Raw genomic sequence first — 15,025 nt, 5'->3', positions numbered from 1 at the left:
TCACACCCCGCCCGCCGTCCCCGGCCCCTCCAGTACAGCGCCATCAGCTCTGCCCAGCCAGGACCCCCAGCCAGGGAGGCAGCCCGTGTCAGCACACGCCGTTCGTACCGGAGTCTGGTTCATCGGAGCACGCGGCTCCGTCGCCACCACCGCCACGGCGGGGTGCGCAGCGGTCGCGGCGGGACTCCACCCGGCCGCCGGCATGGTCACCGAGACCGCCCCGTTCGCCGACAGCGGCCTGCCACCCGTGACCTCCCTCGTCTTCGGCGGCCACGACACCCTGGACTGCCCCCTCCCCAAACGGGCCGAGGCGCTCGCCGCCGGGGGAGTGCTGCCGCACGGACTCCCGTCGGCGGTCCGGGCCGAACTCGCCGCCGCCGACGCGGAGATACGGCCCGGCGGACCCGTCCCAGGCGACACCCGCACGGACGAGGAGCTCATCACCGCGTTCGCCGCCGACCTCACCGACTTCGGCCGCCGCAACGATCTGGCCAGGACCGTCGTCGTCAACGTGTCCTCCACCGAACCGGCACCCGCCCCCGACGCCGAGCGGCTGCCCGCCAGCTCGCTCTACGCCGCCGCCGCGCTCCGGGCCGGCTGTCCGTACGTCAACTTCACCCCCTCCACCGGGCTGCGCGCGCCCGCCCTCCAGGACGCCGTCGCGGCCGCCGGACTTCCTCACGCCGGCCGCGACGGCAAGACCGGCCAGACCCTGCTGCGCTCGGTCCTGGCCCCGATGTTCGTGCAGCGCGCCCTGCCCGTACGGGCCTGGTCCGGCACCAACCTGCTGGGCGGCGGCGACGGGGCAGCGCTTGCCGACCCGGCCGCCGCCGCGGCGAAGAACGCCGGCAAGGAGCGCGTCCTCGCCGACACCCTCGGCGCCGCCCCCGAGGGCGAGGTCCACATCGACGACGTCCCGGCGCTCGGCGACTGGAAGACCGCCTGGGACCACATCGCCTTCGACGGGTTCCTCGGCGCCCGCATGGTCCTCCAGACCACCTGGCAGGGCTGCGACTCCGCGCTCGCCGCGCCCCTGGTCCTCGACCTGGCCCGGCTGCTGGCCCGCGCCCACGAAGCGGGCCTGACCGGCCCGCGGCCCGAGCTCGGCTTCTACTTCAAGGACCCGGACGGCGGACCGGCCGCCCTGTCCGAGCAGTACCTCGCGCTGCTGGCCTTCGCCGAGCGCCTGCGGGGGGAGAAGTGACGGCAGGCGCCTGGGCGGAACTGCTCAGGGTCTCCGCACTCTTCACCGTCCCGGGCGACGCACTCGCGGGTGCGGCCGCCGCCGGACGGCGCCCCGACCGCTCCACCGCGCTGGCGGTGGGCGCCTCGCTCTGCCTGTACGAGGCGGGCATGGCCCTCAACGACTGGGCGGACCGCGAGGAGGACGCCGTCGACCGCCCGCACCGCCCGATCCCCTCGGGCCGGATCACGCCCCGGGCCGCGCTCACGGCGGCCGGCGCCCTGACCGCGGCGGGCCTCGCCCTCGCCGCCCGGGCCGGCCGCCCGGCGCTGGGCGTGGCCACCGGCCTCGCGGCCACCGTCTGGGCGTACGACCTCCGTCTCAAGCACACCCCGGCGGGTCCGGCCGCGATGGCGGCGGCGCGCGGCCTCGACCTGCTGCTGGGAGCGACGGCCACCGCGGCGGGACAGGCCGCACCCCGCGCAGCGGCCCGCGCCGCCGTGCCCGCCGCCCTGCTCGGCGCCCACACCTACGCGGTCACCACCGTCTCCCGCCACGAGACACAGGGCGGATCCACCACCGCACCCCTCGCCGCCCTCGCGGCCGTCGCCGGAATCGGCGGCGCCGTGGTGCGCGAGGGACACACCTCCCGGGGTACGGCGCGGGGCGCCCCCGCCCGGCTGCTGGTCACCGCGCTCACCGGCGCCTACGTCCGCACCACGGCCCGGCCCCTCGCGCACGCCGCGCTCAACCCGTCGCCGCCGCTCACCCAGCGCGCCGTCGGCAGCGGCATCCGGGCGATGATCCCGCTCCAGGCGGCCCTGGCCGCACGCGCCGGAGCCGCCGGTACGGGGCTCGCCGTCATGGGCCTCGTCCCGCTCGCCCGCGCCCTCTCCCGGAAGGTGAGCCCCACATGACACTCCGCCTCGGCTACGGCACCAACGGGCTCACCGACCTCCGCCTCGACGACGCCCTCGGGCTCCTCGCCGACCTCGGCTACGACGGCGTCGGCCTGACCCTCGACCACATGCACCTCGACCCGATGGCCCCGGACCTCGCAGCCCGCACCCGGCGGGTATCCGACCGGCTCCGGGAACTCGGGCTCGGAGTCACCGTGGAGACCGGCGCCCGCTACGTCCTGGACCCGCGCCGCAAGCACGGCCCCTCGCTGCTGGACCCGGACCCGGAGGCCCGCGCGGCCCGCACCGCGCTGCTCGTCCGGGCCGTCGACGTCGCCGCCGGACTCGGCGCCCACGCCGTCCACTGCTTCAGCGGCGTCACCCCGCCGGACACCGCGCCCGACACCGCGTGGCAGCGCCTCACCGACGCCCTCGGCCCGGTCCTGGACGCGGCGGACCGGGCCGGGGTGCCCCTCGCGATCGAACCGGAGCCCGGACACCTCCTCGCCAACCTCGCGGACTTCCACCACCTGCGGGTGCTGTGCGGCGACCCGGAGCCCCTCGGGCTCACCCTCGACATCGGCCACTGCCAGTGCCTGGAGCCCGCCCTGCCCGTCGACTGCGTGCGCGACGCCGCCCCCTGGCTGCGGCACGTCCAGATCGAGGACATGCGCCGCGGTGTCCACGAGCACCTGCCCTTCGGCGACGGCGAGATCGACTTCCCGCCCGTGCTCGCCGCACTCGACGCGCTCGGCGACACCGGATACGCCGGCCTCACCGTCGTCGAGCTGCCACGCCACTCCCACGCAGGCCCCGAACTCGCCCGCACCTCAATCGACTTCCTCAACAAGCACCGCCCGCCGAGCCACCCGGGCCCAGCCGCCGAAGGGAGCACGTCATGACGCCCACCCCCACGACCCCACTCCTGACCCGCAAGGAACTCGACACCCTGCTCGGCGGAGCCGCGCGCGCCTGGCTCGACGAAGCCCTCGCCGAGGCCGCCCACGCCGCAGCCCACCCGGACACCGCACCCGCGGACAGCTACGCCGTACCTCCGTGGGAACTGCGGTACGCCGCCGCCGGCCGGCACTGCGGACTCGAACACGCCGACTCCGTACGCTCCTTGCTGCTCGTCGAGGCCCGCACCACCCTGCCCGCACTGACCCGCATCTACGAGCAGGGCACGGCCGCCGAACGCCGCGCCGTCCTGCTCACGCTGCCCGCACTGGACCTCGGCGCCACCGCCCTGCCGCTCGTCGAGGACGCCCTGCGCACCAACGACACCACGCTGGTCGCCGCGGCCGTCGGGCCGTACGCCGCCGTTCACCTCGCCCCGCACCACTGGCGCCACGCCGTCCTCAAGTGCCTGTTCACCGGCGTCCCCGTGGAAGCCGTCGACCAGCTGGCCCGAAGATCACGCGGCGACGCGGAACTCGCCCGGATGCTCGGCGACTTCGCGGCGGAACGCATCGCGGCCGGCCGCCCCGTCCCCGCCGGCCTGCACCACGTCCTCGCGCTCACGGCCCCCGGCCCGGACGCCCCCGCCACCGCTCCCGACGCCCCCACGGTCTCACCCGAGGAGTCCTGATGCGCATCTTCGACCCCCACATCCACATGACCTCCCGCACCACGGACGACTACCGGGCGATGTACGACTCCGGGGTCCGCGCCCTGGTCGAACCCTCCTTCTGGCTGGGCCAGCCCCGCACCTCGCCCGCCAGCTTCTTCGACTACTTCGACGCCCTGCTCGGCTGGGAGCCCTTCCGCGCCGCCCAGTACGGCATCGCCCACCACTGCACGCTCGCCCTCAACCCCAAAGAGGCGAACGACCCCCGCTGCACCCCGGTCCTCGACGCCCTGCCCCGCTACCTCGTCAAGGACTCCGTCGTCGCCGTCGGCGAGATCGGCTACGACTCGATGACCCCGGCCGAGGACCACGCGCTGGCCGCCCAGCTCCAGCTGGCCGCCGACCACGGACTGCCCGCGCTCGTCCACACCCCGCACCGCGACAAGCTCGCCGGCCTGCGCCGCACCATCGACGTCGTACGCGAGTCCCGCCTCGCCCCGGAACTCGTGCTGCTCGACCACCTCAACGAGACGACGGTCAAGGACGCCCTGGACAGCGGCTGCTGGGCCGGGTTCTCCATCTACCCCGACACCAAGATGGACGAGGACCGCATGGTCGCCGTCCTCAAGCTGCACGGCACGGAGAAGGTCCTCGTCAACTCCGCCGCGGACTGGGGAAAGAGCGATCCGCTGAAGACCCGCCGGGTGGGCGACGCCATGCTCGCCGCCGGATTCAGCGAGGACGACGTCGACCAGGTGCTGTGGCGCAACCCGGTCGCCTTCTACGGCCAGAGCGGCCGTCTCCACCTCGACACCGCCGCCCCCGAACCGCTCCACGAGGGCAACTCCATCCTGCGCGGCGGGGAGTGAGGCCATGCGCTTCCGCCACCCCGACGGCACCGTCGTCCACCTCGCGTACTGCACCAACGTCCACCCCGCGGAGACCCTGGACGGTGTCCGGTCCCAGCTCCGCGACCACTGCGAGCCCGTACGCAGACGCCTCGGCCGCGACCGCCTCGGCATCGGCCTCTGGCTCGCCAGGGACGCCGCCCGCACCCTGATCAACGACCCTTCGCAGCTGCGCTCCCTGCGCTCCGAGCTGGAGCGCCGCGGCCTCGAAGTCGTCACCCTCAACGGCTTCCCGTACGAGGGATTCGGCGCCGAGGAGGTCAAGTACCGGGTCTACAAGCCGGACTGGACCGACCCCGAGCGGCTCGCCCACACGAGCGACCTCGCCCGGCTCCTCGCCACGCTGCTGCCCGACGACGTCACCGAAGGCACCATCTCCACCCTCCCGCTCGCCTGGCGCACCCCCTACACGGGCGACCCCGAGGCGGCCCGCACCGCACTCGCCGCGCTCACCACCCTCGGCGAACGCCTCGACGCACTCGCCGAACTCACGGGCAAGTCCATCCGGATCGGCCTCGAACCCGAACCCGGATGCACCGTCGAGACCACCGCCGACGCCATCGCCCCGCTCACCGCGGTCGGCCACGCCCGCATCGGCGTCTGCATCGACACCTGCCACCTCGCCACCTCCTTCGAGGACCCGGACACCGCACTCGACGCACTCACCGCGGCCGGCATCCCCGCCGTCAAGGCGCAGCTCTCCGCCGCCCTGCACGCCGAGCACCCCCACCTCCCCGAGGTGCGCACCGCCCTCGCCGCCTTCGCCGAACCCCGCTTCCTGCACCAGACCCGCGTCGCCACCGCCGCCGGACTGCGCGGCACCGACGACCTCGACGAGGCCGTCGGCGGTGAGGCCCTGCCCGACAGCGCCCCGTGGCGCGCCCACTTCCACGTCCCCCTGCACGCCCCGCCGGCCCCCCCGCTCACCTCCACTCTCCCGGTGCTCCGGTCCACGCTGACCCGCCTGGTCGGCGGGGCCCGGCCGCTCACCCGGCACCTGGAGGTCGAGACGTACACCTGGCAGGCACTCCCCGCCGAGCTGCGGCCACGCACCCGCGCCCAGCTCGCCGACGGCATCGCCGCCGAACTCACCCTCGCCCGCGACCTCCTGGTCGACCTCGGCCTCAAGGAGCTGCCATGACCACCGCAGGGACGACCGGCTCGCCCACCCCGCTCCTGGTCCTGGACGTCGTGGGACTCACCCCACGGCTCCTCGACCACATGCCCCACCTCAAGGCCCTGGGCCGGACCGGCACCCACGCACCGCTCGGCACCGTGCTGCCCGCCGTCACCTGCGCCGCCCAGTCCACCTTCCTCACCGGCACCACCCCGGCCGAGCACGGCATCGTCGCCAACGGCTGGTACTTCCGGGAGCTCGGCGACGTCCTCCTGTGGCGCCAGCACAACGGACTCGTCGAGGGCGACAAGCTCTGGGACGCCGCCCGCCGCTCCCACCCCGGCTACACCGTCGCCAACATCTGCTGGTGGTACGCCATGGGGGCCGACACCGACTACACCGTCACCCCGCGCCCCGTCTACTACGCCGACGGCCGCAAGGAACCCGACTGCTACACCCGCCCGCCCGCCCTCCACGACGAGCTCACCGACAAGCTCGGCACCTTCCCCCTCTTCCACTTCTGGGGACCCGGCGCCGACCTGGTCTCCTCGCAGTGGATCATCGACGCGACCCGCCACATCCTCGACACCCGCCACCCCGACCTCGCCCTCTGCTACCTCCCGCACCTGGACTACGACCTCCAGCGCTTCGGCCCCGACGACCCCAGGTCCTTCAAGGCGGCCGCCGACCTCGACCGGGCCGTCGCCCCGCTCCTGGACGACGCCCGCCGCGAGGGCCGCACCGTCGTCGCCCTCTCCGAGTACGGCATCACCCGCGTCGACCGGCCCGTCGACATCAACCGGGCGCTGCGCCGGGCCGGACTCCTGGAGGTCCACACCCAGGACGGCATGGAGTACCTGGACCCGATGACGTCCCGGGCCTTCGCCGTGGCCGACCACCAGATCGCCCACATCTACGTACGCCGCCCCGAGGACCTCGAAGCGGCCCGCGCCGCCCTGGCGGACCTCCCGGGCATCGAGCAGCTCCTGGACGACGAGGGCAAGAAGGCCCAGGGCCTGGACCACCCCCGCTCCGGGGAGCTGGTCGCCGTCGCGGAACCGGACGCCTGGTTCACGTACTACTACTGGCTCGACGACGCCCGGGCGCCCGACTTCGCCCAGCTCGTCGAGATCCACCGCAAACCCGGCTACGACCCCGTCGAGCTCTTCATGGACCCGCAGGACCCGTACGTACGGGTCAAGGCGGTCACGGCGGTCGCCCGCAAGAAGCTCGGCATGCGCTACCGCATGGCGGTCGTGCCGCTCGATCCGTCACCCATCCGGGGCAGCCACGGCCGCCTCCCGCTGAGCGAAGACGAAGGTCCGCTCATCCTCTGCTCCACCCCCCACGCGTTCACCGGCCCCGTCCGGGCCACCGAAGTGAAGTCCCTGCTCCTCACGCTGGCCGGCCTCGCGTGAGACCGGTCCGAGCACAGCGCTGCGCACACCCCCGTAGTGCGCATCCTCGAGAAAGAGAGAGACCGTGACCGAGTTCAACGACGCATCCGGAACGGACGGCGCCCTGCGCCGCAGCCTCGGCATCAACCGCCGCCGCTTCCTCAGCACCTGCACCGCCGTCACGGGAGCGGCGATCGCCGCCCCCGTGTTCGGCGCATCACCGGCCTTCGCGCAGCCCGCCTCCCACCAGGGGCACGGCCACGGCCACGAGCACGACCACGGGCACGGTCACGGGCACGGCCAGGCACTGGTCCCGCCGTCGAAGCGGGGCATCATCCTGTACACCGTGCGCGACGCCACGGGCCGGGACCCGCTCAGCACCACCCTTCCCTCGGGCTTCCGTGACGTCTTCAAGGAGCTGGCCCGCTACGGCTACAAGCAGGTCGAGTTCGCCGGCTACGGACAGCACGCCAACGCGCCCGGCGGCAGCAACCTGGAGACGGTGGAGGGCGCGAAGCTGCTGCGCTCGTGGCTGGACGACTACGGGCTGCGGGCCCAGGGCAACCACGGCTTCATCCCGGGGTCCTGGCCGCTCAGCCAGAGCGACCTGGACACGTTCAAGCGGCACCTCGAAATAGCCAACATCCTCGGCATGGACCACATGGGCACCGGTGGCGACCCCACTGGCAGCGCCTACCGTGCCGACTGGGACGTGGCCGCCGACAAGTGGAACGCGCTGGGCAAGATCGCCCACCGCGAGGGCATCAAGCTGTACACCCACAACCACGACGCGGCCTACGGCTTCCTGCTCGACGGCGGCCCGCTGGACGACCAGGGCCGGCCCACCCGCAGCTCGGGCGTCCGCAAGCTGGAGTACTTCCTGAAGGTCACCGACCCGAAGACCGTGTGGCTGGAGATGGACGTCTACTGGGCACACGTCGCCCAGTACAAGTTCCACACCTACACCGCGCTCGACGGATCGGTCCGGGAGAACGTCTTCGACCCCGCGGCCGTGGTCCGCCGCTACAACAAGCGCTACCCGCTGTTCCACGCCAAGGACGGCATCATCAACACGGCCAGCGGCGACGGCTACGACATGGTCCCCTTCGGCACCGGGGTCATCGACTACCGGACCTTCTTCAGCCGCGTCGGGGAGACGAACTACCGCAACCCGATGGTCGAGCAGGACACCGCACCGAGCTCGACGGACCTCGCGCAGTCCCTGAAGCAGGCGAAGATCAGCTACCAGGGCATGGCGGCGCTCCGCAAGTAGGACGGCAGCCGCGTACGCCGGGCCTCCCCGCACCTGTCTGTGCGGGGAGGCCCGGCGTACGCGGGGCAGAGTTCGTCGCCCCTAGACGACCTCCCGGCTGACCGGCTGCGGATTGGGGACGATGTCCCGCACCCGCGGCCGCCCCGGCTGCCTCAGCATCAGCGCGATGCAGGCCGCCACCATGGAGATGGCCCCGGCCAGCGCATAGGCGCCGTCGTAGCCCCAGGAGTCCACCACCATCGAGCCGAGACCACCGCCGAACAGTCCGCTGATCAGCTTGCCGCTGTAGACGAGGCCGTAGTTGGTGGCGTTGTAGTTCTCCCCGAAGTAGTCCGGGGTCAGGGCGGCGAACATCGGGTAGAACGCACCGCCGCCGAAGCCGGAGAGGAAGGCGAAGAACAGGAACAGCCACTCGCTGTGCATGTTCCCGGCCCAGATCACGCCGAACTGGGCGAGACCCAGCACGACGATGACGAACACCAGGGTCAGCTTGCGGCCCCAGATGTCCGAGAGCCAGCCGACGACCGCGCGGCCGACCCCGTTGATGACGGCCATGACCCCCATGGACGACGCCGCGACCAGCGGACCGAAGCCGACCTCCTTCGCGTAGTCCACCTGGAAGGAGATCCCGAAGATGGACACCCCGGCCGTCAGGACGATGGTGATCCACATCAGGGGCAGCATGCCCGTCCTGATGGCCTCCTGCGGCGTGTACTGCTTGGACGCCGGAGGGTTCTTCGCCAGGCTCGCCGCACTCTTGGCGTTGCCCGTGTAGTTCAGCGGGTCGATGTCGGAGGGCCACCAGTTCTTCGGCGGGTCCTTGAAGAACCAGGCACAGACCGCCACGACGATCAGGACGTAGAGGCCGATGAGGTCCAGCACCTCGTTGTAGTTGCTGGTGTCGAAGGCGTAGTTGAAGATGAAGATGAAGGGCAACGCACCATATGCGAAACCGCCGTTGACGAATCCGGTCTTCGCGCCGCGCCGTTCCGGGAACCACTTGCCCACCATGTTGATGCAGGTGGCGTAGATGAGTCCGGACCCCAGCCCGCCGACGACGCCGAAGCCGCAGATCGCGCCGAGGACGTTGTCGACGTGCGAGAGCGCGAGGAAGCCGACCAGACAGAGCGCGGCGCCGATGAACATGGCGCGGCGCGCGGTGAGGATGTTCTTCTCGCGCAGCCACCCGGCGGGGAACGCGATGCCCGCCTGGAAGAAGACCCAGACGCTGAGAATCCAGAAGGTGTTGCTCTGTGTCCAGCCATGCGCCTCGGAGAGGGTGTCCTCCGCGGATCCGTAGGCGTACTCCGACACGCTGATGGCCATCATCGCGATCCACGGCAGGTACACCATGGTCTTCCGGCTGTGACCGAGGATGCTGCGGTCCGACTCGCCGACCCGGTAGATCCGGCCCTTGCTGTCCGTCACTTCCCGGTACGCGACGGCTGACGCGCCCGGTTGTCCGTCTGTGCTCATGAATCTCCCCTTGGCTTCGAAAGAACCTGGCCAGCGCCCCCTGTCCAAACTCCTCGTGCCTGGGAAGGGTCAGGTCAGCAGCCCCGCGGCCCTTGCCCAGCGGTACTTCGCACCGAGCGCCGCGACCGGCTTCTCGGTGGTATAGGGGTAGGCGACGACGCCCCGCTCGAAGAGATACGCGCAGGCCTCCTCGACCTCGGTGTCACCGGCCAGCGACGCCACGACCGGCTTCTCGATCCCGCGGTCCCGGAACTCCTGGACCACCCGGGCCGTCAGCTCGGCGAAGACCATCGGCGGAGTGACGATCGTGTGCCAGTAGCCCAGGACCAGCGCGTGGATGCGCGGGTCCTCCATACCGAGCCGGATCGTCGCCTCGTACGTCGAAGGCGGCTCACCGCCCGTGATGTCGATCGGGTTGCCGGCCGCGCCGAACGGCGGGATGAACGCCTTGAACGCGGAGTCGAGATCCGGCGGGATCTCCATCAGCGACAGGCCGTTGTCCACGATCGCGTCCGACAGCAGCACACCCGAACCGCCCGCGCCGGTGATGATGACGACGTTGTCGCCCTTCGGCGCCGGCAGCACCGGCAGCGCCCGCGCGTACTCCAGCATCTCGTTGAGCCCCGGCGCCCGGATCACCCCCGCCTGACGCAGGATGTCGTCGTACACGGCGTCGTCGCCGGCCAGCGCACCGGTGTGCGAACCCGCGGCCTTCGCCCCCGCGCTCGTCCGCCCCGCCTTGAGCACCACGATCGGCTTCTTCGGTACGGTCGCCCGCGCCGCCTCCACGAACGCGCGCCCGTCCTTGAGGTCCTCCAGGTGCATGGCGATGCACTGGGTGTGCGGGTCCTCGCCGAACCAGGTCAGCAGATCGTCCTCGTCCAGGTCCGACTTGTTGCCGAGCCCGACGATCGCCGAGACACCGGTCTTCGTCGAACGGGCGAAGCCGAGGATCGCCATGCCGATGCCACCGGACTGGGAGGTCAGCGCCACCCCGCCCTTCACGTCGTACGGGGTGCAGAACGTGGCGCACAGGTCCTGCCACGTGGAGTAGTAGCCGTAGATGTTCGGCCCCAGCAGCCGCACCCCGTACCGCTCGCCGATCGCCACGATCTCGTCCTGCAGGGCCTGTTCACCGGTCTCGGCGAAGCCGGACGGGATGAGGACCGCGTTCGCGATGCCCTTGCGGCCCACCTCCTCCAGCGCCGACGCCACGAACTTGGCCGGGATCGCGAAGACCGCCACATCCACCTCACCGGGAACGTCCGTGACACTCTTGTACGCCTTGCGGCCCAGAATGTCATCGGCCCGCGGGTTCACCGGATGGATCTCCCCGGCGAAGCCGCCGTCGATGAGATTGCGCATCACCGAATTGCCGATCTTCCCGGCCTCGTTGGACGCCCCGATCACGGCGACCGAGCGCGGCTCCATCAGCCGGCGCATCGAGGCGAGGATCTCCTCCCGGCCGTACTTCCGGCGCTCCTTCACCACCTCCGTGGACAGCAGGATCCGGATGTCGGCGGCGACGGCCCCCTCCGGGGAGGCGATCACCGGGTTCAGGTCGACCTCGGCGATCTCCGGGAAGTCCGCCACCAGTCGGGACACCCGCCGGATCTGCTCGGCCAGCGCCCACCGGTCCACGGGCGGGGCGCCGCGCACCCCGCGCAGGACCTCCGCCGCGCCGATCGAGTCGAGCATCGACAGCGCCTCGTCCGCGGTGACCGGAGCCAGCCGGAAGGTGATGTCCTTCAGCACCTCCACCAGCACGCCGCCCAGACCGAACGCGACGACCTTGCCGAACGTCGGGTCCGTCACCGCGCCGATGATGACCTCCTGCCCGGGCGGCACCAGTTGCTGCACCTGCACGCCGTCGATCCGCGCGTCCGGCGCGTACGCCCGCACGTTTCCGACGATGCGGCGGAACGCCTCCCGAACCTGCGCGGCGCCCTCCACCCCGACGATGACCCCGCCGGCGTCCGTCTTGTGCAGCACATCGGGCGAGACGATCTTCAGTACGACGGGCCCGCCGATCCGGTCCGCGTGGGCGACCGCCTCGTCGATGTCCCGGGCCAGCTCCTCGCCGGGCACCACGATCCCGTACGCGTCCGCCACGATCTTGCCCTCGGGCGCGGTGAGCGCCGTGCGCCCGGCCGCCCGGACGGATTCGAGCAGCTGCCTGACCTGTTCGCGATCCTGTGACTCGACCATGATCAGATGACTCCGCTCGTCTTCAGCAGCCGCAGTTCCTCGTCACCGAGGCCCAGTTCGCCGATGTACACCGCTTCGTTGTGCTGGCCGAGCAGTGGTGACGTCACCACGTCGACGGGGGAGTCGGACAGCTTCAGCGGACTGCCGACGGTGGTGAACGTGCCGCGCTCGGGGTGCTCGACCCGGACGACCATCTCGTTGGCGGCCAGCGACTCGTCCTCCATGATCTCCTTGGTGGACAGGATCGGGCCGCACGGGATGTTGTGGCCGTTGAGCTGTTCCAGGACCTGCCACTTGGGGAGCGTGGACGACCACTCCTCGATGAGCTGGAACATCTTGCCGAGCTTGGGCAGCCGGGCCTCCGGCGTCGCCCACTCTGGGTCCTCCACCAGTTCGGGCCGCCCGATCAGCGAGGCGAGCGGCTGCCAGCCGACGGGCTGCACGATCACGTACACGTAGTCGTTGGGCCCGCCGGGGGCGCACTTCACCGCCCAGCCGGGCTGCCCGCCACCGCTGGCGTTGCCGCTGCGCGGCACCTCGTCGCCGAAGTCCTCGTTCGGATACTCGGCCAACGGGCCGTGTTCGAGACGCTGTTGATCGCGCAGCTTCACCCGGCACAGATTGAGGACGGCATGCTGCATGGCGACGTTGACGCGCTGCCCCCGGCCGGTGCTCTCGCGCTGGTACAGGGCGGCCAGGATGCCGGCGACGGCGTGGATCCCGGTCCCGGAGTCGCCGATCTGCGCACCGGTGGCCAGCGGCGGCCCGTCCTCGAACCCGGTGGTGGACATCGAGCCGCCCATCGCCTGGGCGACCACCTCGTACGCCTTGAAGGCGGTGTACGGGCCCTCACCGAATCCCTTGATGGAGGCGTACACGATGCGGGGGTTGATCTCCTGGATCCGCTCCCAGGTGAACCCCATGCGGTCGACTGCCCCCGGCCCGAAGTTCTCCACCATCACATCGCTGCGGCGGATGAGTTCGGTGAGGATCTCCTTGCCGCGTGCGCTCTTGGTGTTCAGCGTGATGCTCCGCTTGTTGCAGTTGAGCATCGTGAAGTAGAGGGAGTCGACATCGGGCAGGTCGCGCAGCTGCCTGCGGGTGATGTCGCCGCTCGGAGCCTCCAGCTTCACCACGTCCGCACCGAGCCAGCCGAGCAGCTGGGTGGCGGAGGGGCCGGACTGTACGTGCGTCATGTCGAGGACGCGCACGCCCTCAAGAGCCTTGGTCATGCCAACCGCTCCTCTGCTACTTGTACATGGTCTGGTTCATGGTTCCGGGGGCGTACGCGTCCGGGTCGACCCAGACGTTGATCAGGGACGGCAGCCCGGACTCGCGGGCCCGCCGCAGCGCCGGTCCGATGTCGGCGGGGTCGCGGACCTCTTCGCCGTAACCGCCCAGCATCTGGGCGAACTTGTCGTAGTGGACGTCCCCGAGGGTGTTGCCGACCCGCTGCCGCTCGTCGCCGTACTTGGCCTTCTGGCCGTAACGGATCTGGTTCATCGAGGAGTTGTTGCCGACGATGCCGACGAAGGGCAGGTCGTAGCGGACCAGCGTCTCGAAGTCCCACCCGGTGAGGGAGAACGCGCCGTCACCGAAGAGCGCCACGACCTCCTTGTCCGGCCGGGCCTGCTTGGCGGCCAGCACGAACGGCACCCCCACCCCGAGCGTGCCGAGCGGCCCCGGGTCCATCCAGTGCCCGGGCGACTTCGGCTGCACGACCTGACCGGAGAAGGTCACGATGTCGCCGCCGTCCCCGATGTAGATCGAGTCCTCGGTGAGGAACTCGTTGATCTCGCTGACCAGCCGGTAGGGGTGGATCGGCGACGCGTCCGACCTCAGGCTCGGCAACCTCTTCTCGATCGCGGTCTGTTCGGCGGCGCGCAGCTCCTCCAGCCAGGCCTTGCGCTTGACCGCGCCGCCGTTGAGCCGCCCGCTCGCGGCCTCGGTGACGGCCTTGAGGACCAGGCCCGCGTCACCGACGATCCCGAGGTCGACGTCCCGGTTCTTGCCGACCGTGCGGTAGTCGAGGTCGATCTGTACGACGGTGGCGTCGGGGGAGAGCCGCTTGCCGTAGCCCATCCGGAAGTCGAAGGGCGTCCCCACGATGATGATGAGGTCGGCGTTGGAGAAGGCGTAGCGGCGCGAGAGCTGGAAGTGGTGCGGATCGCCGGGCGGCAGGGTGCCGCGGCCCGCCCCGTTCATGTACGCCGGGACGTTCAGCGTCCGTACGAGTTCGGTCGCGGAGTCCGTCGCCCGGGTGGTCCACACCTGACTGCCCAGCAGGATCGCCGGCTTCTCCGCGTGGACCAGCAGATCGGCCAGCCTCTCGACGGCGGCGGGGTCACCGGGCGAGCGGGTCGAGGCCCGGTACTGCCCGGCCTGCGGCACCCGGGCCCTGGACACCGGCACCTTGGCGTCCAGCACGTCGCGCGGAATCTCCAGGAAGGACGGACCCGGCGCCCCGTGGTAGCACTCGCGGAACGCCATCGACACCATGTCGGCGGCGCGCGCGGTGTCCGGCACGGAGGCGGAGAACTTCGAGATCGGCGCCATCATCTCGACGTGCGGGAGGTCCTGGAGCGAGCCCATCTTGTGCTGGCTGTGCGCCCCCTGACCCCCGATCAGCAGCATCGGTGACTCGGCGCGGAAGGCGTTCGCGACGCCCGTCACCGCGTCCGTCGTCCCCGGCCCCGCGGTGACGACGGCGCACCCGGGCTTGCCGGTGATCCGGGCGTAGCCGTCGGCGGCGTGGGCGGCGACCTGTTCGTGGCGTACGTCGACGACCTCGATGCCCTCGTCGACGCAGCCGTCGTAGATGTCGATGATGTGGCCGCCGCAGAGGGTGTAGATGCGCTCCACCCCCTCGGCCTTCAACGCCTTCGCGACCAAGTGCCCACCGGAAATGAGGTCCTGGCTGTCCTCGGGCATGAAGATCCCTGTCCCTTCGTAGGGGAGTGCGGGGAGCCGGTCCGGTGCTCCCGCGGTACATTGCAT

Annotated in this window: 12 protein-coding genes; 8 read left to right on the top strand and 4 right to left on the bottom strand. The window is 71.4% G+C overall.

Translation table 11 applies throughout. The features are described from left to right. Positions 1-85: 85 nt before the first annotated feature. From OG521_06120 to OG521_06085, 8 genes are all read left to right on the top strand, one after another. Entirely contained in the window at positions 86-1,204 is a 1,119-nt protein-coding gene (locus OG521_06120) for an inositol-3-phosphate synthase (GenBank protein ID WUW20387.1), read from the top strand. Then, entirely contained in the window at positions 1,201-2,100 is a 900-nt protein-coding gene (locus OG521_06115) for a UbiA family prenyltransferase (protein ID WUW20386.1), read from the top strand. The genes OG521_06120 and OG521_06115 overlap by 4 nt, the downstream gene beginning before the upstream one ends. Beyond that, positions 2,097-2,984, top strand: coding sequence for a sugar phosphate isomerase/epimerase (locus OG521_06110; protein WUW20385.1), 888 nt, complete (start codon positions 2,097-2,099; stop codon positions 2,982-2,984). The genes OG521_06115 and OG521_06110 overlap by 4 nt, the downstream gene beginning before the upstream one ends. Continuing rightward, positions 2,981-3,670 carry an EboA domain-containing protein gene (locus OG521_06105; protein ID WUW20384.1) on the top strand — a complete coding sequence of 230 codons (690 nt, stop codon included), beginning with the start codon at positions 2,981-2,983 and terminating at the stop codon, positions 3,668-3,670. Before OG521_06110 ends, OG521_06105 begins: the two co-directional genes overlap by 4 nt. Continuing rightward, positions 3,670-4,518, top strand: a complete 849-nt coding sequence (locus tag OG521_06100; protein ID WUW20383.1) for a TatD family hydrolase — start codon at positions 3,670-3,672, stop codon at positions 4,516-4,518. Before OG521_06105 ends, OG521_06100 begins: the two co-directional genes overlap by 1 nt. 4 nt (positions 4,519-4,522) lie before the next feature. Beyond that, positions 4,523-5,698: a metabolite traffic protein EboE gene (eboE, locus tag OG521_06095; protein WUW20382.1), complete on the top strand. Its 1,176-nt coding sequence runs from the start codon at positions 4,523-4,525 to the stop codon at positions 5,696-5,698. Continuing rightward, positions 5,695-7,092, top strand: a complete 1,398-nt coding sequence (locus OG521_06090; GenBank protein ID WUW20381.1) for an alkaline phosphatase family protein — start codon at positions 5,695-5,697, stop codon at positions 7,090-7,092. Before eboE ends, OG521_06090 begins: the two co-directional genes overlap by 4 nt. Positions 7,093-7,156: 64 nt before the next feature. After that, the gene (locus OG521_06085; GenBank protein WUW20380.1) at positions 7,157-8,344 is read left to right on the top strand and encodes a sugar phosphate isomerase/epimerase; all 1,188 of its coding nucleotides are present in this window, start codon (positions 7,157-7,159) and stop codon (positions 8,342-8,344) included. 81 nt (positions 8,345-8,425) lie between these two features. On the opposite strand, the gene OG521_06080 is transcribed toward OG521_06085, so the two are convergent. The 4 genes from OG521_06080 to OG521_06065 all read right to left on the bottom strand — a co-directional run bounded on the left by OG521_06080 (position 8,426) and on the right by OG521_06065 (position 14,959). Continuing rightward, positions 8,426-9,820, bottom strand: a complete 1,395-nt coding sequence (locus OG521_06080) for an OFA family MFS transporter (protein WUW20379.1) — start codon at positions 9,818-9,820, stop codon at positions 8,426-8,428. Between the two features lie 69 nt (positions 9,821-9,889). Then, positions 9,890-12,028, bottom strand: coding sequence for an acetate--CoA ligase family protein (locus OG521_06075; protein ID WUW20378.1), 2,139 nt, complete (start codon positions 12,026-12,028; stop codon positions 9,890-9,892). A gap of 2 nt (positions 12,029-12,030) precedes the next feature. Next, a complete protein-coding gene (frc, locus tag OG521_06070) occupies positions 12,031-13,260 on the bottom strand; it encodes a formyl-CoA transferase (GenBank protein ID WUW20377.1) in 1,230 nt (409 codons plus the stop codon). 16 nt (positions 13,261-13,276) lie between these two features. After that, positions 13,277-14,959 (bottom strand): thiamine pyrophosphate-binding protein, encoded by a 1,683-nt coding sequence (locus OG521_06065; GenBank protein ID WUW20376.1) that lies wholly within the window; start codon positions 14,957-14,959, stop codon positions 13,277-13,279. Between the last annotated feature and the right edge of the window lie 66 nt (positions 14,960-15,025).

The organism is Streptomyces sp. NBC_01463 (genome assembly GCA_036227345.1).
Lineage (GTDB): Bacteria > Actinomycetota > Actinomycetes > Streptomycetales > Streptomycetaceae > Streptomyces.
The sequence above is the reverse complement of the archived record's forward strand: the minus strand, read 5'-3'. Positions and strand labels throughout refer to the sequence as shown.